Origin of the sequence: Actinomyces bowdenii, from assembly GCF_017592395.1 — a bacterium.
GTDB classification, from domain to species: domain Bacteria; phylum Actinomycetota; class Actinomycetes; order Actinomycetales; family Actinomycetaceae; genus Actinomyces; species Actinomyces bowdenii.
Genome location: NZ_JAGFOU010000001.1, coordinates 55,695 through 73,969, shown reverse-complemented (window position 1 = coordinate 73,969; position 18,275 = coordinate 55,695). Strand labels below are relative to the sequence as shown.

At 73.3% G+C, this 18,275-nt stretch carries 15 protein-coding genes; 8 read left to right on the top strand and 7 right to left on the bottom strand.

Features of this window, described 5'->3' with window-relative positions; translation table 11 throughout:
• The first annotated feature begins 51 nt into the window (after positions 1-51).
• A complete protein-coding gene (locus tag J5X07_RS00325; RefSeq protein ID WP_124932870.1) occupies positions 52-1,134 on the top strand; it encodes an endonuclease/exonuclease/phosphatase family protein in 1,083 nt (360 codons plus the stop codon).
• A 64-nt stretch (positions 1,135-1,198) separates the two neighbouring features.
• On the opposite strand, the gene J5X07_RS00320 is transcribed toward J5X07_RS00325, so the two are convergent.
• From J5X07_RS00320 to J5X07_RS00310, 3 genes are all read right to left on the bottom strand, one after another.
• On the bottom strand, positions 1,199-2,014 hold the full coding sequence (locus J5X07_RS00320; protein ID WP_124932869.1) for an alpha/beta hydrolase family protein: 816 nt from the start codon (positions 2,012-2,014) through the stop codon (positions 1,199-1,201).
• Positions 2,015-2,155: 141 nt separating this feature from the next.
• Entirely contained in the window at positions 2,156-3,085 is a 930-nt protein-coding gene (locus J5X07_RS00315; RefSeq protein WP_185731969.1) for a copper homeostasis protein CutC, read from the bottom strand.
• A gap of 84 nt (positions 3,086-3,169) precedes the next feature.
• Positions 3,170-4,087, bottom strand: coding sequence for a cation diffusion facilitator family transporter (locus J5X07_RS00310; RefSeq protein ID WP_124932867.1), 918 nt, complete (start codon positions 4,085-4,087; stop codon positions 3,170-3,172).
• 188 nt (positions 4,088-4,275) lie between these two features.
• Here J5X07_RS00310 and J5X07_RS00305 point away from each other — a divergent pair, with 188 nt between their 5' ends.
• Positions 4,276-4,971 (top strand): trimeric intracellular cation channel family protein, encoded by a 696-nt coding sequence (locus J5X07_RS00305; RefSeq protein ID WP_124932866.1) that lies wholly within the window; start codon positions 4,276-4,278, stop codon positions 4,969-4,971.
• Between the two features lie 27 nt (positions 4,972-4,998).
• On the opposite strand, the gene J5X07_RS00300 is transcribed toward J5X07_RS00305, so the two are convergent.
• Positions 4,999-5,304 (bottom strand): YtxH domain-containing protein, encoded by a 306-nt coding sequence (locus J5X07_RS00300; RefSeq protein ID WP_124932865.1) that lies wholly within the window; start codon positions 5,302-5,304, stop codon positions 4,999-5,001.
• 291 nt (positions 5,305-5,595) lie between these two features.
• Between J5X07_RS00300 and J5X07_RS00295 the strand changes: the two genes are divergently transcribed.
• Both J5X07_RS00295 and J5X07_RS00290 read left to right on the top strand, forming a co-directional pair.
• Positions 5,596-6,486: a VIT1/CCC1 transporter family protein gene (locus J5X07_RS00295; protein WP_341769350.1), complete on the top strand. Its 891-nt coding sequence runs from the start codon at positions 5,596-5,598 to the stop codon at positions 6,484-6,486.
• 160 nt (positions 6,487-6,646) lie between these two features.
• The gene (locus tag J5X07_RS00290; protein ID WP_221620754.1) at positions 6,647-7,093 is read left to right on the top strand and encodes a carboxymuconolactone decarboxylase family protein; all 447 of its coding nucleotides are present in this window, start codon (positions 6,647-6,649) and stop codon (positions 7,091-7,093) included.
• Between the two features lie 59 nt (positions 7,094-7,152).
• On the opposite strand, the gene J5X07_RS00285 is transcribed toward J5X07_RS00290, so the two are convergent.
• Both J5X07_RS00285 and J5X07_RS00280 read right to left on the bottom strand, forming a co-directional pair.
• A complete protein-coding gene (locus J5X07_RS00285) occupies positions 7,153-8,319 on the bottom strand; it encodes an App1 family protein (RefSeq protein WP_124932863.1) in 1,167 nt (388 codons plus the stop codon).
• 20 nt (positions 8,320-8,339) lie between these two features.
• Positions 8,340-9,833 carry a glycosyltransferase family 87 protein gene (locus J5X07_RS00280; RefSeq protein ID WP_341769349.1) on the bottom strand — a complete coding sequence of 498 codons (1,494 nt, stop codon included), beginning with the start codon at positions 9,831-9,833 and terminating at the stop codon, positions 8,340-8,342.
• Positions 9,834-10,861: 1,028 nt separating this feature from the next.
• Between J5X07_RS00280 and J5X07_RS00275 the strand changes: the two genes are divergently transcribed.
• The 4 genes from J5X07_RS00275 (at position 10,862) to J5X07_RS00260 (ending at position 16,597) form a co-directional block, all read left to right on the top strand.
• Positions 10,862-11,596 (top strand): response regulator transcription factor, encoded by a 735-nt coding sequence (locus tag J5X07_RS00275; RefSeq protein WP_124932861.1) that lies wholly within the window; start codon positions 10,862-10,864, stop codon positions 11,594-11,596.
• A complete protein-coding gene (locus J5X07_RS00270) occupies positions 11,596-12,969 on the top strand; it encodes a sensor histidine kinase (protein WP_208478303.1) in 1,374 nt (457 codons plus the stop codon). Before J5X07_RS00275 ends, J5X07_RS00270 begins: the two co-directional genes overlap by 1 nt.
• A gap of 341 nt (positions 12,970-13,310) precedes the next feature.
• A complete protein-coding gene (locus J5X07_RS00265) occupies positions 13,311-14,153 on the top strand; it encodes an ABC transporter ATP-binding protein (protein WP_208478302.1) in 843 nt (280 codons plus the stop codon).
• Positions 14,154-14,155: 2 nt separating this feature from the next.
• Positions 14,156-16,597: an ABC transporter permease gene (locus tag J5X07_RS00260; protein WP_243896143.1), complete on the top strand. Its 2,442-nt coding sequence runs from the start codon at positions 14,156-14,158 to the stop codon at positions 16,595-16,597.
• A 391-nt stretch (positions 16,598-16,988) separates the two neighbouring features.
• On the opposite strand, the gene J5X07_RS00255 is transcribed toward J5X07_RS00260, so the two are convergent.
• On the bottom strand, positions 16,989-18,275 hold the full coding sequence (locus tag J5X07_RS00255) for an MFS transporter (RefSeq protein ID WP_208478301.1): 1,287 nt from the start codon (positions 18,273-18,275) through the stop codon (positions 16,989-16,991).

Below are 18,275 nucleotides of genomic sequence, written 5' to 3'. Positions count from 1 at the left end.
CGGGCGAGACAGGTTTGTGGCCCGGTGCGCGCTCCTGATTGAGTAGCGGCCATGAGTCGTGCCCGTCGCATTCCGAGGTGGGTCGCGCCGGGGCTCGCCGCGCTGATCGCACTGGTCGCGCTGGTCAGCATCCGCCCGCCCCTGACCCTGCAGCCCTTCATCGCCCAGGCCGTCGCGATGCGCTTCTTCATGGCCGCCGGATGGGGGGCTCTGGGCCTGCTCATCGCCCTCGTGGCGATCGGACAGCGCCTATGGGCCCGCCGCACCGGGCGGACCGGCCGCCGCGCCGGGCTGCATGCCGCGGTCCTGGCCGTCGTCCTGGTCCTCGTCGCCCTGACCCACGGCGGCATCCTGGTCGGCCGCGGAACCTCCATGGGCGCCCTGGCGGCCATGGCGGACAAGACCGGGCAGGAGGGCATCACCGTGCTGACCCTCAACACCGAGCGGGAGGACGCCACCATCCAGGATGTGGCGGGAGCCGCCACGGCCGCACGGGCCGACGTCGTCGTCCTGCCCGAGACCACCGCCGACTACGGCGACCGTCTTGCCACCGCGCTGGCGGGAACCGGCGATGCCCCCTTCACCGTCTTCAGCGCCGTCTCGCCCCCGCTTGACCCGGACGACGACACCTACGGACCCGGGCGGATCGACCCGGTCGATGCCACCACGGTGCTGGTCTCCTCCCGCCTCGGGGACTACCGGCAGGTGGAGGGGCCCGGGGGCACCGGGCGCGGACTGGTGATGGTCGAGCCCGTGGACGGCACCGGTCCCGTCATCGCCGGGGCCCACACCTACCCCCCAGTGCCGGGCTACATGGCCCTGTGGCGCACCTCCCTGACCGGGGTGGCCGCCATCTGCCAGAGCCCGCCGGACGGGCTCATCCTGGCCGGGGACCTCAACGCCACACGGGACCACGGACCCCTGCGGGACCTCCACCGCTGCGCCAGCGCCGGGGAGCAGGCGGGCATCGGCGGCCTGGCCACCTGGCCGAGCACCACGGACAGCACCCTCATGGGCGCCACCATCGACCACATCCTCGTCGACGCCGCAGCCTGGCGGGGCATCGCCGGTGAGGTCATCACCGTTCCGCGCACCGACCACCGCGGCGTCGTCGTGCGCCTCAGCGCGAGGTAGGCCCCAGCCCCTGGACGCGGGGCCGCGGCAGGGCGCCGACCGCGCATCGTGGATCAATCGCGGATCAGCGCAGGCGGCGCGCCACCCACTCCACGCCCATGCGCGCCGCCTCCAGCCGGGCCTGGCCGGGGGAGGCGGCACTGACCTGCTCCAGGCGGCTGCCCTTCTGGAGCAGGGGGAAGCCCTGCGCGGCGGCCGCGGCGGTATCGGGCATCTCATTGGTGAGAACCCCGTAGATCATGAGCACCGGCCAGGGAAGATCCGCCATGGTGGTGGTGGGCTCCTGCATGGAGAAGTCGGCGAGCGTCTCCTTGGACAGCACGTTCCACCTGCGGGAGTTGGGGTTGTCATCCGGGATGCGGGTCAGCCCATGCGCGGCCAGCTCGTCGAGCTGCTCGGGGGAGAAGACCTCCTCCCACAGGATCGACTGGGGTCCCACCACGGCGCCCACCAGTACTGCGGTGCGCACCCGCTCAGGGCGTGCCACCAGGGCCGCGGTGGCCCCGAAGCCATTGGCGTGGATGGCCTGGCGCTCATAGCCGCGCTCGGCCAACCAGCTGGAGACCGCCCGCAGGTCCTCGGCCTCGCCGGCCAGGGTGATGACGGCGTCGTCGGATTCCCCCAGCCCGGAGAAGTCGATGGCCAGCGTGGCCAGGCCCGCCTCGCGGTAGTGGGCGGCCACCAGGTCCAGGTGGCCCTCGATCCCCCGGCGGTGCGTGAGGAAGTCGTGGGCCAGGAGGACCACGCCCTCTCGGCGCGCCGGGGCGGGATCCGCGACGGTGGGGGCGGCATCCGGGTCGAGGGGAGCGGCGCCCGGGGGCAGCGTGAGGGTCCCCGCCAAGGTGATGCCTCGGGGGGTGTCGATGCGGACCTCGGTCATGGGCCAAACTTAAGGCAGAAAGTGATGTCGGTCATCAAGGGTGCATGGGCTGGGCTGCCGATTGCGCTGCCAGCGTGACGGCGCTGCAATGGGCCGGGCGCGGGCCCCGCGCCCGGGACGTGCCGGGGTCGGCGCGTCCCGCTACCGGCCCTCCTGCCCGGCTGCGGCCGGCGGGGTCAGCGCCCGGGTGACCTCCACGGCCCTGCGCACCTGGGCGGGATCGGTCCGCTGGGGCTCCCCCGGCTGGAGGCCCTCCTTGGCCAGGCGCATGTGCACCTCCCGCACCCCGGTGGACTCCACCAGGGCGCTGATGGAATCGGGCCGGATGCCCCCCGCCGCGATGACCGTGGGCCCTCCGGCCCCCGCCAGGCCGGCGATGACCTGGGCGCCCTGGGCGGCGGTGGCCGCGCCACCACTGGTGAGCACGTAGTCCAGGCCCAGGCCCCCCAGGTCCCCGTAGATCTCCACAGGATCGCGGGTGTCGTCGAAGGCCCGGTGGAAGGTGACCGGGGCGCCCTCGGCCATCCCCATGAGGAGGCGCACGAGCCCGCGGTCCACCGCGCCGTCGGGCGTCAGCGCCCCGATGACGAAGCCCAGCTCGACCGCCGGTGGGAGGAAGGCCCCGCCGCCGGTGATCTGGGGGCGCGTGAACTCGCTCATCTCACGGGCCAGGGCGGCGATGCGGCGCACGTCGGCGATCATGGCCCTGCCCTCATCGGCGTCGTAGACGAAGCAGCCCCCGCGCGGCCGGATGAGCACGCGCAGGCCGAAGGGCGCGGCCGCGCTGGTGCGCATCCAGTGCGGGCCCGCCAGGGCGCGGCGCTCCTCGACCTGCTCGGCGGCCGCGAAGATCGCGGCCTCGATGGTGCCGATCGAGGACGTCGTGCCGCTGGCGGTGAGGTTGTCCCCGAGCTCGACGCGGTCGGCGCCCTCCCGAGCGGCGATGCGCACCCCTTCGATGTCCTCCACGCAGACCTCCAGGACCACGTGGTCCGGGTGCCGCCAGGCCGGCGCCGAGGATCTGTCGAGGGGCTGGTACTTCAAGGAGGGGGCGGAGCTGGTGAGCTTCATGGCGTTCATGGACCGAGTGTGGCATGCACAACGTGGTGCGGGCCACTGTCCGGGGCGCGGGGCGGGCCGGTGGGCCCGGGGCGCTCACACGTCGGCGACATCCTCGTAGGAGCGGGGATCCTCGATGGGCTCCAGGTGGGCCGAGATGCGCAGGCTCGCATCGGCCGCCACCAGCTCGTCGATGATCTCCTCGGTGAAGTCGTGCCCCTGCTTGACGCTCCAGGCGGCGGGCACCAGGACGTGCAGGTCCATGAACCTGCGCGCCCCGGCCTCCCGCAGCCTCACCGCGTGGAAGTCGATGACCCCGGGGCGCCGCCGGCGCTCCAGAACCTCCTCCACGGTCCTGAGCGCCTCGGCGGAGGGAGCGGCATCCATGAGGCCGGCCACCGACTCGCGGATGAGCCGGAAGCCGGTCCACATGATGTTCAGCCCCGCACCCAGCGCCACGACGGCGTCCAGGACCGGGGACTCGAAGACCGCGACCAGCCCCACGCCCACCAGCACGGCCGCGGAGGTGACGACGTCGGTGGCCAGGTGCTTGGCGTCGGCGATGAGGGTCAGCGACCGCTCCTGGCGGCCCTTGCGGTACAGGACCCAGGCCACGGCGCCGTTGAGCAGGGAGGCGGCCACGGAGATGAGCAGGCCGACCCCCAGCTGCTCGGGCATGACGGGGCTCAGGAGCCGCTCGATGGAGGAGATGATGATGAAGGCGGCCGCCACGAAGATCATGACGCCCTCGATGACGGCCGAGAAGTACTCGGCCTTGGAGTGGCCGAACTGGTGGTCGGCGTCGGCGGGGCGGATGGAGATCTTCAGGACGATGAGGGCCACCACGGCCGCCACCAGGTTGACCAGGGACTCGGCGGCGTCGGAGAGCAGTCCCACCGAGCCGGTCAGCCAGGCGGCCAGGCCCTTGAGCGCGATGGTGCCCAGGGCCGCGGCGATCGACAGCCAGGCGTAGGCACTGAGGTCCTTGGGCGGAGCGTAGCGCGGTGTGGGCACGCGCCGATCATCCCTGCTCCGGCGCCCTCCTGGCCACCCTCCCGCCCGTCCTTTCGACAATTTGCATGAGATCGGCCTTCTCCGGCGCTGGAAAAGGCCGATCTCATGCAAATTGTCGAAAGAAGGGGGTGGGGCGTCGGCTACTGTGGTGCCGCTGTTCCCGGATGCTGCGCGATTGAGGAGGGGCGATGGGCCCGTTGCCCGCAGTGCTGCCCGTACCCGATGCCCTGTCCGACACCTTCCGTGTCATCGACCTGTGCGGTGTGCTGCTCAACGGCATCCTGGGCGGGCTCATCGCCCGCCGCAAGAACTTCGACCTGGTGGGATTCATCGTGCTGGCCATCATCACCGCCACCGGCGGCGGCATCCTGCGCGACGTCATGATCCAGGCGGGCCCGCCCTTCGCCCTGACCGACCCCTACTACCTCTACACCGCCTGCCTGGGTGCCGCGGTGGCCTGGTTCGTCCCCATGAGCGGTCGCCGGGCGCGGCGCCTGCTGGTGGTGGCCGACGCCGTCATCCTGGGCTGCTGGGCGGCCACCGGGGCCTCCAAGGCCCTGCTCAACGGCATGGGGGTCATGCCCGCCGTCCTCCTGGGCTGCCTGACGGCGGTGGGCGGCTCCATGATCCGCGATGTCGCGGTCGGCGAGACCCCGGCGGTCTTCGGGGGCAACAAGCTCTACGCGGTGCCCGCCCTGGTGGCCGCCCTGACCCAGGTGGCCGCCGTCTACGCGGGACTGCCCGACGCCTACGCCATGGTCGGATCCACCGCGATCGGGGCGGGACTGTGCCTCCTGGCCTACTGGCGCTCCTGGAAGCTGCCGGTGGTCACCGACCTGGAGCGCCGCCGCCTGCACGACCGGGCCTCCGGCGCTCCCGGCTGAGGGGCCCGCGCAGGCGGCGTGGGCCCCTCAGCTCAGCGGGCGCACCTGAGCGTCGTCGACCTGGACCGGGGCGGCGGGCGCGGCGGTGGACCGGGAGGATCCGAAGAGGCGCTCCTTGACGGCGTCGGCCACCTTCTCGGTGACGGCCTCGCCCTGGGCCCGCACGGCCTGGCCCACACGGGCGGAGGCGGCGTCGACCTTCTCGCGCACGTAGGGCTGCTCGGCGACCCGCGAGGCGGTGGCCTTGATCCGCTCGTACTGGGCGCGGCCCGCACGGGTGCCCAGCACGTAGCCGGCGCCGAGTCCGATGATGAAGGGGATCTTTCCTGCCATGGGTGGCCTCCTGAGATGTGCTGTCCGGGGTGGTCCGGCGGCCGTCCCCGACTGGGCGACGGCGGCGGGGCTGCGCGGGTGGTGCGGCCGGCCGGGCGCGGGTCGTGGCCGCCGCCGGGGCCCGGCCCTGGCGTGAACCATACCGGGCGCCCGCGGGACGATGCCGCCGGCACCCGTCCGCGCTGGGCGAGCGCTCGCGGGGCGGGCCGTCCGATCGCAGGGCAGCCCACCCTTCGTGAGGTAAGACTTTCTTTGCTATACAGGTTGATTCATTGGTTCTACTGTTGTTCTGTGGCCATTGAGACGATCTCCCCCCTCCCCTCCCGGGAGGCCCGCCGCGAGGGCGCGGCCCTGCCCGCCATCGATGCCCGCCGCCCGGCCTCCTGCCCGACGGCGATCACCCTCCTCGACCGGTCCGCGCCGCCCTGCCCGGGGCGGGCCCGCGCCGCAGGGGAGCGGGCGCCCGTGCCGGGCGCAGCACCGCAGTCCCAGGCCTCCGAGCTGGCCTCCCGGCTCAACTGGCTGCGGGCGGGCGTCCTGGGCGCCAATGACGGGATCGTCTCGGTGGCGGGACTGGTCATCGGGGTGGCCGCGGCCAACCCCGGCCGAAGCGCCATCATCCTCACCGCCGGGGTCGCGGGCATCCTCGCGGGCGCGGTGTCCATGGCGGCCGGGGAGTACGTCTCGGTCTCCACCCAGTCCGACACCGAGCGCGCCATGGTGCGCCGCACGCGGGCCCGCCTGGCCCAGGATCCCGGCGCCGGCCTCGAAGCGCTGTCCGCCCACTACAGATCCAAGGGCCTGAGCGCCGCCACTGCCCGGCAGGTGGCCCAGGAGCTCACCCGCCACGACGCCGTGGCCGCCCACCTGGAGGTGGGCCTGGGGCTGCGGGAGGACGACTACACCAATCCCTGGCACGCGGCCCTGTCCTCCGCGGTGGCCTTCACCCTCGGCTCCCTGCTGCCGATGCTGGCGATCCTCGCCCTCCCCGTCCCGCTCCAGGTGCCCCTGACCTTCGGCTCGGTCCTGGCCGGCCTGGCCCTCACCGGCTGGATCTCGGCAGTGCTCGGAGGCGCGCCCGCGCTGCGGGCGGTGGTCCGACTGGTGGTGGGAGGCGCCCTGGCCATGGCGACGACGTGGGGGATCGGCGCCCTCATCGGCGTGGCCGTCCAAACCCCCTGAGGCGGGCTCCGCAGTGCGGGGGCCGGTGCCCGGCGAGGCGCTCCGCCGTCGTACCATGCCACTGCCCCGGGGCGGCGGCCACGCCCGCCGCCGACCCGGGGACTGGGGCCGGGAAGGCCCTGGGATGTCAACGATGAGAGATGAGAAAGGGGCACGAGCCGTGCCAGTGGATCTTGCCAAGGCGCAACCGGAGAGCTACCGGGCGCTTGTCGCGCTGACGCAGGCCGCCCAGGCGGAGCTCGAGCGGGTCGGGGTCGATGCCCGGCTGCGCGAACTCGTGGCGGTGCGGACCTCCCAGATCAACGGGTGCGCCTACTGCCTGAGGGCCCACACGCGGGACGCGGTCGAGGCGGGTGAGACGGCCGATCGCCTGGCCGTCCTGCCCGCCTGGTGGGAGTCGCAGTACTTCAGCGCCCAGGAGCGGGCGGCCCTGGGACTGGCCGAGCGCGTGGCACGGCCCTCCGACCCGCTCCGCCACCGGGGGCACGACGAGGCCCTGGAGGGGGCGCTGGACGAGGCGCAGACCGCCGCCCTGACCTGGTTCGCGATCGTCATGAACTCCTGGAACCGCATGGCGCTGGCCAGCGGCTACGCCGTCAGGCCCTGAGCCCGGGGGCATGGGCGCGGCCCTGAGTGCGCCCGGATCCCCAGATGCGCCGGGCGCCCTCAGGACCCCTGGGCACCGGGGCCGGCGAGCAGCCGGCGCGGCAGCAGGCGGGCCAGCTCATAGCCGTCGGATCCCACCACCACGGGCACGTCGGCCTCGGCCAGGGTGCGGGCCTCCGGGCCGATACCCGCGGGATGGGCGGCCAGCCCGCCGGCCAGCACCTGCTGGGCGGGGGTGAGGCGGCGGATGGCCACCGCCGCGATCCGGTCGGAGTGCTGGCGGACGGCCTCGCCGTAGATGTAGGGGTCGTGCTGGCCGTCGTCGCCCACCAGCAGCCAGGTGATCTGCGGAAGATCGATCATGAGCCGGCGCAGCTCGGTGCGCTTGTGCTCGATCCCGGAGCGGAACCAGCCGGTGTTGGTCGGCCCCCAGTCGGTCATGAGGGTGGGGCCGTCGGGGAATCCGTGGCGGTGGAAGAAGGCGCGCAGCGTGGGCACCACGTTCCAGGCCCCCGTGGACAGGTACATCATGGGGCAGCCGGGATGGGCGGCCTGGATGCGGCCGTAGAGCTCGGCCATGCCGGGCACCGGCTCACGGGCCACGGAGTGCTTGACCAGCTGGTTCCAGGCGGCCACGAGCACGCGCGGCACGTGGGTGACCATGGCGGTGTCGTCGATGTCGGAGATGATGCCCAGACGGGGCCCCGGCGGCACGATGAGCACCCGGGTGCTCACAGGGGCGGCGCCCGCTGCGTTGATCTCCGCCTCATGCCAGCCCGGCTCCAGGTCGTGATCGCGCACGACGACGTCGACGTAGCCGTTGTGGTCGGCGCGGGTGCGCACGCTCCTGCCGCCCACGCTCACGGTCACCGGCAGGTAGGAGACCGGGACCTCGATGAACAGGCGCCATCCGCGCTGGGCCTCCAGCAGGCTGGTGACGGCGATGTCCCGGGCCTGCGCGGCGCTGGCGGGCATGGACTCGGGCAGGGAGCGCAGCAGGGGGCCTTCGTCGGGGGCGTCGGCCGGACGCATGACCATGCGGGCCATGACCCGAACCATCGAGCCGCCACGGGGAGCGGCCCCGGTGGCGGAGGGCCCGGCGGCCCCGGTGGTGCCGTAGCCGTCGTAGGGGATGACGCGGGGCCGCCAGCCCTTGCGCTTGAAGAAGGGGATCGACTCGCGGTGGAAGCGATCCTCAATGGCGCGGGCGATATCGGAGAGAGGCACGGGCCGATCCTATGGCCGGTTCATTTCTCACGAGGAGTCCGGGGCGGCGGTTCCGCCCGGTCGCCGCGCGGCCGATGACCAGCGGCCCGCCACAGGACCGCACCGGCGCCCAGGGCCCACCAGGTGTAGGACGAGCCCAGGGCCTTGGCCCACGCCGGCCAGTGCTGCTCCACATGGTTCTGCTCGGGGAACCACCACTGCATGGCCAGCAGGAGGACCATCACTCCGCCGATGGCGGCGGCCGCCAGGGCGCGCGAGCGCCAGCGGTGGGCGGCGGTGGCCAGGGAGACGAGCGCCGGCAGGCCCCACACCCAGTGGTGGGACCAGGAGATGGGGGAGATGAGCAGGCCCAGGACCATGACGGTGCTGAGCTGGAGGGCCAGGATGAGGCCCGCCTCGGGGCCCGCCGCCTCGAGGGCCGGCGCTGTGGGGCAGGCGGGCGGGCAGGTGGGCCTGGTGGCGGGTGCGCCGGTACTGGGCATGGCTGCGGGTGCGCCGGCCGGTGCGTCGTCGGCGGCTCGTTCGCCGGGGGCGGTGGGGCGCGGGCGCAGGGCGTCCAGGCGGCGGCACAGGAGCCAGGCGGCCAGGACCGCGACGAGGGCGCATGCCGCCCATGCGGGGGTCCACAGGGGCTCGGGCAGTCCGCGGGCGATCGCGCCCTTGAGGTTCTGGTTGCCGGAGTAGTCGGCGAAGCCGGCGCGCCCGGAGTCCCACATGGCCCGGGTGAAGAACTCCAGGGTCTCCGTGGGGCTGGCCAGGGCCGCCAGGGCGGTCAGGCCGACGGCGCTGCCCACCATGGTCGCCGCGGCGCGCCACTCGCCCCGGGCCACCAGGGCCAGGACGGCGATGGCGGGGGTGAGCTTGATGGCGGCCGCCAGCCCGCTCAGCGCCCCGCGCCAGCGCGAGCGGGCGGGCACGGCCAGGACGTCGAGGGCGACCATGGCCATGAGGATCGCATTGACCTGGGCGTACTCCATGGTCTTGGGGAAGGGCTCGAGGAGCATGACGCCGGCCAGTCCCAACCAGGGGGCCAGGCCCCGGGCGAGGCGGGGGTCCCGCCAGTCGGGGCGGGCTCGGGCGGGGCAGGGCGCGGGAGGCGCGGGGTGGGAGGCGCTGGGGGCTGCGGCGCCTCCGCCCTGGAGGGCGCGCAGGAGCGCCCAGGCGGTCAGGCCCGCGCACAGGGGGGTGGAGGCCACCAGGAGCGCGGTGGCCCACTCGTAGGTCAGGGCGGTCATGGGGGTGAGGACCCAGGCCGCCAGGGGCGTGTAGGTGAAGGGCCACAGGTGCTGGGCGGGATTGGCGTACCAGTCGTAGAGGCCGCCGCCGGCGTGCCACTGGTCGACGGCGTAGTAGTAGACGAAGGAGTCGAGCTTGAAGACCCACTGGCCGTCGTCGGTGGCCGAGACCCAGGCGGCGATGAGGAGGCAGCCCCACCCCAGGACCGCGGTCAGGGGCGAGGTCAGCGCCGTGGTGAGCGCGGTGAGCGCGCGGGCCGTTGAGCTGGTGGAGGGCACGGTGGGCAGTCTAGGTTGCCGTTCCGTGACCTGGCTGCGGGCAAGGAGGTGCGCAGGCGGTCGTGGGCGCAGTCTCGCCCTTCTGGACGCGGATTCGCCCCAGATGCCCCCTGGTTCGATCGGCCTCGCCCACTCGCGCATGGGCCTCTCTGCCGCCCGAGAGATCGCGGATGAGTGGAGGTATCCGGCGCCCTATGATCCTTATGGCAAGACGGCGGATCCGGAGGATGACGAGCAGTTCGCGACTCCCGAGCGGCGGCCCGGGCCGTTTGTCCGGGTAAGGCGGCGCGGCCTGGATCGGCTCCAGGATGCCTGATGCCTGCCCCGGCGTGGGGATCCGCCTGTCGGCCGCCTTGTTCGATCAGCGGGGGATCAAGGTGCGTCAAAGGAGCGGGTTCCGCGTGGTGAGGAGTGTCGTGCAGGCGGCGAACGATGGCGAGCGCGACGTCGTTGAGATGAGGCACGGTGCCTGACGGGGGCGCGGTGCGCCGCCGGCTCCGAGGCTTCCGCCCCTCGATGTGGGCGGGAGCGCTGGGCGCCCCCTGCGTGGCCCCGGGGTGCTGGGCGCTCGTCGGCGTGCACGGCCCTGGCTCCGGTGAGGGATCTGATCCTCATTCCCGGGGGGGCGGGCGGTGCAGGAGGCCGGTGCTGTCTGCAGATTGCAGGGATTGTCAGCACCTCGCACCCCTGGGACCCCTCCGATCTGCCGGCTTCCCCTGCAATCCGCGGACAGCCCCGCGCTTTACGGACAGCCCCGCGCTTCGCGGACGACGCCGGCATGCCGCGGTGGCGGTCATCCTGGCGACGGCGGTGGCGGCGGCCCGCTTCGGTGCGCCCCCTCGGGAGGCTGACGGCCTACCTGCCCGCTCTCGGAGCAGAGGCGATCATGGAGGCGCTTTCGCCCCTCCAGACGCGGATTCACCGGGCTGCGAGGGGCGGATCCGCGTCTGACAGGGCCGGAGTGCGGGAGGAGGCGCGCCCGGTCCGCCCGCATGCCGCGCATGAGGGGACTGTGCTTTGCTGGGGCCATGAGCCCTGAGGCGGATGTCCTGCTGGTCGAGGACGAGGCGGACCTGGCCGCGGCCACCCGCGACTACCTGGAGGCCTTCGGCCTGCGCGTCATCCACTGCCCGGATGCCGAGTCGGCGCTGGAGGCCGCGCGCCGCCCGCCCGGCGTGGTGCTGCTCGACGTCAACCTGCCGGGCAGGAGCGGCTTCGAGCTGTGCCGCGACCTGCGCGCGGCCGGACCGACATCCATCATCTTCGTCTCGGCCCGCAGTTCCGACATCGACCAGGTCCAGGGGCTGTCCCTAGGAGCCGACGACTTCATCACCAAGCCCTTCTCCCTGGCCGTGCTCCTGGCCAAAGTCCGCCGCGCCCTGGAGCGCCGCGCCGAGGCCCCGGCCGCCACCGACCCGCGACCAGCCGCCACCGGTGCCAGAACGGGGCCGCGAGCGGGCGGCCCCGGCTTCGACGACGGCCGCCTGCGCGTCGAGCCCGGCACCGGGCGCACCTACTTGGAGGGCCGCGAGGTGCACCTGACCGCCCTGGAGGACAGGATCCTGCGGCACCTGGTGGCCAACCAGGGCGCGGTATGCGCCAAGGAGGACATCATCCGCTCGGTGTGGGGCGATGAGTTCACCAGTGAGGGCACCCTCACCGTCCACGTGCGGCGCCTGCGCACCCGCATCCAGCCCGATCCCGACTCCCCGGCCTACATCCGCACGGTGTGGGGCCGCGGCTACCTCTTCGAGGCCCCCTGATGCGCCTGCTGCGCGGGATCGTGGTCCTGCTCGCCGTCGGCTTCATCGCGGGGGCGATGGCGCTCGCCCTCATCGCCACGCGCGACCAGCCAGCCTCGGACACGGTCAGGCTCAACGATGCGGTCCAGCGGCTGTCCACCGCCTGGCCCCACCCCGAGAACGCGGGCCTGGAGGGCATGTCCGAGGAGCTGCTGGTGGTGGACTCCGCGGGCAGGCCGGTGGCGCTCGCTCCCGGGGACGGCGCCGGGCAGGAGGGCCGGGGCGCCGCCCCGCCTGCGGCACCGCATGAGTTGCCGGCCCCGGCCCCTCGGCCCGCCACCGCCCAGGACGCGGGGGCGCCTGAGCCCAGCGGGCTCCGGCCCCTGGCCTGGAGCGCCCAGCAGCGCCCACTGGCCGGCCCCGTCATCGTGGACGGGCAGGTCGTGGCCTGGGCCTTCCTCGACGACGACTACCCCGCCCGCGTCGAGGCGCACCAGCGGGCCCTGGCCTGGGCGGGCGCGACTGCACTCGCCGTCGAGCTGATCCTGGTGGCCTGCGTGCTGGCCTGGCTCCAGGCGCGGGTGCTGGCCCCCTTCCGGAGCCTGGAGCGCTTCGCCGCGCGCGTGGCCGACGGCGATCTCTCGGCGCCCCTGGAGCAGGACCGGGCCAACGCCTTCGGCGCCTGGAGCCAGAGCTTCGACCTGCTGCGCACCGAGCTGGCCTCCTCCCGGCGGCGGGAGGAGGAGGCGCAGGCCTCCAAGGAGGCCCTCATCGCCCAGATCGGCCACGACCTGCGCACCCCCGTGGCCACGATCTCCGCCACTGCCGAGCTCCTCGAGCTCGCCGAGGACTCTCCCACCGCCCGCGAGCGCCTGCGGATCATCCAGGCCAGGAGCCATCAGGTCGACGACCTCATCAGCGACCTGTTCCGAGCCCATGCCTCCCAGCTCGCCGCCCTGAGCGTGACGCCCACGGACCTGGCCGTCCCGGAGGTGGCCGATCTGGTCCGCCAGGCCGACCACCGGCGCCTGGTGGAGCTCGACCCCCTGCCCGCTGCGCTCGTGCGCGCGGACCGGCGCCGCCTGGCCCAGGTCGTGGACAATATCGTGCAGAACTCCTACAAGTACGCGGATACCGCCATCCGCGTCACCGGCCGCCTTGAGCAGGGGGCGCTGCGGCTCAGCCTCACGGACTCCGGCCCGGGCGTGGACCCCGATGAGACCAGTCTCATCCTCGCCCGGGGGCGGCGCGGCCGGAATGCCGCGGGCACGCATGGCCAGGGGCTGGGCCTGTTCACCTGTGCCCAGCTCATGGAGCGGATGGGCGGGGGCATCGAGGTGAGCCTGCCTGAGGCCGGCGGCCTGTGCATCACCCTGACCCTCCCCCTGGCCTGACAGCATCCCCCGGATGCACATCTTCGCGCCAGTGCTAGGCCGCAGATCCTCAGGATTTCAAGGCTCTGGGATCTGACCCCGCCTTGGAGGCGCCCGAAGATGTGCAACGAGGGCCCCGCTGCACATCTTCGGCCCGCGATGCACCCGGCGCTGGGAGCAGATCCGCAGGATTCTGCGGTTCCGCTCAGGGGAGGGCCTCTGAAGATGTGCAGCCCCAGGAACGGGGCGGCCAGGCCGCTGCGCTCGGGCCCCCAATCGCTGGCGAATCGTAGGAGTTCTGTCAGGATCTGCGCACCAGCGCTGCTCTACCGTCGTGGTGCGCCATGAGAGGGGAGCTGAGGATGCCGTACCGGGAGCAGCAGGACAGGGCCGCAGACGGGCCCGAGGGGAGGCCCTCGGGGGCGACCGGTGGGGCAGGCGCTGAGCCCTCGGGGCGCTCCAGGCCGATCCTCACCACGAGCAGGCTCTCCAAGGCCTTCTCGGTGGGCGGCGCCCAGCAGCATGTGCTGCGCAATCTGGACCTGGAGATAGCCCCGGGGTCCTTCACCGTCATCATGGGCCCCTCGGGCGCCGGGAAGTCCACGCTCCTCTACGCCCTGTCCGGGCTGGACCGGCCCACGCTGGGGACGGTGGTGCTGGACGGCGAGGAGCTGACCGGGATGGGTGAGGACGCCCTGGCCCGCTTCCGCCGCAGCCACTGCGGCTTCGTCTTCCAGCAGGCGCACCTGCTGGACGGCCTGTCCGTCCTGGAGAACCTCCTGGCGGTGGGCCTGCTGGCGGGCGCCGATCGCACTGCCGTCGTCTGCCGGGCCGCTGAGCTCCTGGAGCGGGTGGGTCTGCCTGAGCGGGAGTGGGCCAAGGCGCCCGGGATGCTCTCGGGCGGCGAGGCGCAGCGCGTGGCCATCGCCCGGGCGCTGATGAACCGGCCCGCGGTGGTCTTCGCCGATGAGCCCACCGGCCAGCTCGGCTCCGAGCAGTCCAGCGCCGTCCTGGATCTGCTCAGCGAGGTGCACGACGACGGCCAGGCCATCGTCATGGTCACGCACGACGTGCGCTCCGCCGCCCGGGCCCAGCGGGTCCTCTACCTGCGCGACGGGCGGATCGCCGATGAGCGGCCCCTGGCCGGGACCACGCAGGAGCGGACCGAGGGGCTCACCGGCTTCCTCACCCGGATGGGGTGGTGACCGTGCTGGCGCAACAGGCGCGACAGGCGGGTCCGCGATCGCTGCGAGGGGAGGTCCGCCGCTCCGGCCTGCTGGCCCGCCGCACGATCCGCAAGCACCCGGGCCTGGTGGGCGCCATCCTGGTGCTCTCCCTCATCGCCGGCCTGCTCAGCAATATCGCGCTGGTGATGCTGACCCAGCACAGCGCCTCCCTGGAGGCCAAGGCCGCCCAGTGGGACTCCCCGGACGTGGTCGCCGTCCTGCCCCAGGACGAGCGGGCCGGGGCCCTGGAGGCGGACCTGCGCTCCGATGGGCGCATCACCGACCTGGAGGTCGCCGACGGCGTCATGATCCAGGGCTCCATCCCCTACTCCGGCTCGTCACTGCCCTCCGGATTCCTCTTCCACGACATTGACGACCTGCCCTCGATGGGCCGCTGGGACGTGTCCTCCCGGGCGCGCGAGCCCGTGGATGATCCTGTCTGGGTGCCCTCCACGCTCCAGGAGTCGGGCGGCTACGAGCTCGGCGATGAGCTGGTCCTCACCTCCCCCATGGGCAGGCGCGCCTTCCACATCCAGGGCTTCGTGGAGTCCACCTACGGCGGGATGCCGCCGATGGGGATCCTGTGGTTCGGACTGCCGAGCCAGGACTTCCATGACCTGCAGGCCGAGGCCCGGGAGCACGTGGCCGGGCTGCGGGCCGAGCCGGGGGCCTCCGGCCGCAGTGCCGTCCCGCCCCCGGGATGGGTGCCCTCCGCGGTCATCAAGGCGCGGGTCCAGGGGGGCTCCGGCGCCGGCCGCGAGCTCATCGCCGAGAGCGCCGCGGAGCACGGCGTCACCGGGGCCTGGGACATGGACCGGGAGCTCGTGTCACTGGCCAACCGGACGTCAGTGGGGCTGGTGGCCGTTGTCGTCCTGCTGTTCTCCTCCATGATCACGGCGATGTCCGTGCTCATGCTGGTCTTCATGCTGCGCGGTGCCATCCGGGAGGACCTGGAGGCGATCGGCATGCTGCGCGCCATGGGCTTCACCACCGGTGGCGTCATGCGCCCCATGGTGCTCTGCCTCGCGGTGGTGGCCGCCCTGGGGGCGGGGCTCGGGGCGGGGCTGGGGCATGCCGTCCTGCCGCTCCTGTCGAGGATGCTGCGGGCCCAGACCGGGATCACCTGGCGGGCTCATGCCGATCCCATGCTGCTCCTGGGCTGCGCTGCGGCGCTGGGGGCCGTGGTGCTGGCCAGTGGGGCGCTCGTCGCCCGGCGCGCCAGCAGGATCACCACGGTCGAGGCCCTGCGCGGAGGCCAGGCCGACCACTCCTTCGCCCGCGTCCGCCTGCCCCTGCAGCGCACGCGCGGACCGCTGGCCCTCCTGCTGGGGATCAAGGCGATGCTCGCGGCCCCGGGGCGCACCCTGCTCATCCTCGTGGTCTCGGCGGCCTGCACCCTGGCCTCGGTCTTCTCCGCCTCGGGACTGGGGATGCTCTCGGATCGGGACAGCGCCCTGTCCCTGCTCCTGGGGGACTCCCTGCCGGATGTCACCGTGGTGGCCCAGGGCAGTGACGGCGTCCGGGAGGCGGTGTCCCGGGCTGAGGGGACCGCGGGTGTCGAGGCGGCCATTCCCTTCGACACCATGCCCGAGACCGTCAACGGGGTGAGCACGCTCCTCCTCGTCGTCGATGATGCGGAGGACCTGCCCCGCAGCCCGGTCCATGAGGGGCGCCCGGCGCGCCACCCCAATGAGATCGTCCTGGGGCCGGGGCTCGCCCAGAGCTCCGGAGTGGAGGTGGGTGATACCTGGACGGCCACCCGCGAGGGGGTCGCCACGGAGTTCCTCGTCACGGGACTGGCCAGTGGTGCGGCCAACTTCGGCACCTTCGCCATGCTCACGCGGCAGGGCTTCGAGCAGCTCGCGCCTGGGGCGCCCCTGTCCTCCGTCGGGGTGTTCGCCGCCGAGGGCGCGGACACCGGGGCGATCACTGATTCCCTGCAGAAGGAGCTCGGCTCCTCCGCCCAGGTGCTCAATACCCGTGGCTCCCTGGGAGTGCAGATGGAGAGCTACACGAGGATGATCCCGCTGCTGTCCCGAACGCTCATGGTCTTCACGGGCCTGGTGGTGGTGCTGGTGGTCTGCCTCATGACCGCCTCCCTGGTGGCGCGGTCGCGGCGGTCCTCCGGGCTGCTCAAGGCGCTGGGGATGACGGCGCGGCAGGCCTCGGCCCGCCTGCGCTGGAGTGTGCTGCCCCCGCTCCTGGCCGGCACTGCCCTGGGGTGCCTGGCGGGCCCGGCGCTGGTGCGGCCGATTCTGGGAGCCATGCTCAGCGGCGTGGGGATCAAGCAGATCACCACGGATATCCCGGCGTGGCCGGCCTATGCCGCAGGTGCCGTCATCCTGGTGACGGCGATGGCGGCGGTCCGCCTCGCCACGCGCCCCCTCGGGAGGCTGACGGCCTACTGCCTGCTCTCGGAGTAGCGGCGATCGTGGATGCGGTCTCGCCCTTCCGGGCGCGGATTCGCCGGGTCGCAAGGGGCGAGTCCGCGTCCAGAAGGGTGGAACCGTGGAAGGAGGAGGCGCCGGGCCAGGCCGGTCGCAGGGTGGGCCCGGTCCTCGTTCCCGGGGGGGGGCGGGCGGTGCAGGAGGCCGGTGCTGTCTGCAGATTGCAGGGATTGTCAGCACCTCGCACCCCTGGGACCGCTCCGATCTGCCGACTTCCCCTGCAATCCGCGGACAGCCCCGCGCTTTACGGAGAGCACGGCGCTTCGCGGACGACGCCGGCATGCCGCGGCGCCACGACCGGCGGAACTGCCCATGCCTCATAAGGGCGCTGCTCCCGCCCAGCACGGGAGCGCACGACGGCTGGGGCTCAGTGCGCTCCCAGATGGGAGCCGCTGGTGCGCACCTGCCGCAGGGTGCGCAGCCTGCCCAGGCCCACCAGGAGGGCCAGCCAGGCGAAGGCCGCCACCACGAGGAACCCTCCCGTCGAGCCCGCGCTGTCGATGATGCGCCCGCCCAGCAGGGAGCCCAGGGACACCCCGATGTTGAGCGAGGTCCCCACCCAGGCCAGGCCCTCGGTGAGCTGGGAGGGCGCCACCGTCACCTGGATGATGTTGTTGCCGGTGGTGATCGTCGGGGCGATCGCCATGCCTGTGAGCATCATGAGCACGCCGAGGATCACCAGGCCCGGGGCGGCCAGGAAGGTCGAGGTCCCGGCGGCGAAGACCGCGAGCCCCGCGAGCAGCTGCTTCCACAGCGGCCACCCCCAGGACCGCGAGCCGTAGACCAGGGCGGCGGTCAGCGATCCCGCCGACCAGGCCGCCAGCAGCAGCCCCGCGGCCGAGGGGACCCCCATCTCCTCGGTGCGGGAGACCACTGTGATGTCCAGGGCCCCGAACATCGCCCCTGAGGCGAGGAAGACCAGCACGATCGCCAGCACGGCGCTGTGGGCCAGGACCCGGGCGGGCCCGGCCGGCGGGGGCTCCCCGCAGGCCCCGCCCGCGCCGCCGGCCGCTGCCCCGGCTGCGCCCCCCTGGCCGGCGCGCCCGTGCGGATGGGGCGCGGGCTCGGTGGAGCGCTGGGACAGGAACCACAGGCCGCCGACGATCTGCATGACCAGGGCCGCCGCCCACCCGGAGGTCACGGGGAGGAGGGGGGAGGTGCTCAGTGCGGTGGCCAGCACCGGGCCGATGATGAAGGCCACCTCATCGAGGGCCGCCTCCAGGGAGAACGCCGTGTGGATGTCCTCGGGGGTGCGCAGGATGGCCGTCCATCGTGCGCGCACCAGGGAGCCCATTGAGCCCGCCAGCCCACCGGCGAGGGCGGACAGGGCGACGATGACCACCAGGGGCATGCGCATGGTGGCCGCGGCGATGAGTCCGGCCAGGGCCGCGCCTGAGACGAGCGTGGCCGGGATCATCACCCGGGACTGGCCGCGCGCATCGACCAGGCGCGCCAGGAGGGGGGCGCCGATGGCCACCGCCACGATGTTGACGGCGCTGACCAGCCCGGCCGCGAAGTACTCCTCGTAGATGGACTCCACCGCCAGGATGGTGGAGATCCCCACCATCGACATGGGGAAGCGCGCGATGAGTCCAGCGGCGCTGAAGGATCGCGCCCCGGGGTGGGCGAGGACCCGGGAGTAGGGACTGGCCAT

Excerpts from the sequence above, each read along its gene's own strand:
- J5X07_RS00325 (WP_124932870.1), top strand. The coding sequence starts at position 52 with ATGAGTCGTGCCCGTCGCATTCCGAGGTGGGTCGCGCCGGGGCTCGCC.
- J5X07_RS00320 (WP_124932869.1), bottom strand. The coding sequence starts at position 2,014 with ATGACCGAGGTCCGCATCGACACCCCCCGAGGCATCACCTTGGCGGGG.
- J5X07_RS00315 (WP_185731969.1), bottom strand. The coding sequence starts at position 3,085 with ATGAAGCTCACCAGCTCCGCCCCCTCCTTGAAGTACCAGCCCCTCGAC.
- J5X07_RS00305 (WP_124932866.1), top strand. The coding sequence starts at position 4,276 with ATGGGCCCGTTGCCCGCAGTGCTGCCCGTACCCGATGCCCTGTCCGAC.
- J5X07_RS00300 (WP_124932865.1), bottom strand. The coding sequence starts at position 5,304 with ATGGCAGGAAAGATCCCCTTCATCATCGGACTCGGCGCCGGCTACGTG.
- J5X07_RS00275 (WP_124932861.1), top strand. The coding sequence starts at position 10,862 with ATGAGCCCTGAGGCGGATGTCCTGCTGGTCGAGGACGAGGCGGACCTG.
- J5X07_RS00270 (WP_208478303.1), top strand. The coding sequence starts at position 11,596 with ATGCGCCTGCTGCGCGGGATCGTGGTCCTGCTCGCCGTCGGCTTCATC.
- J5X07_RS00265 (WP_208478302.1), top strand. The coding sequence starts at position 13,311 with ATGCCGTACCGGGAGCAGCAGGACAGGGCCGCAGACGGGCCCGAGGGG.
- J5X07_RS00255 (WP_208478301.1), bottom strand. The coding sequence starts at position 18,275 with ATGGCCAGTCCCTACTCCCGGGTCCTCGCCCACCCCGGGGCGCGATCC.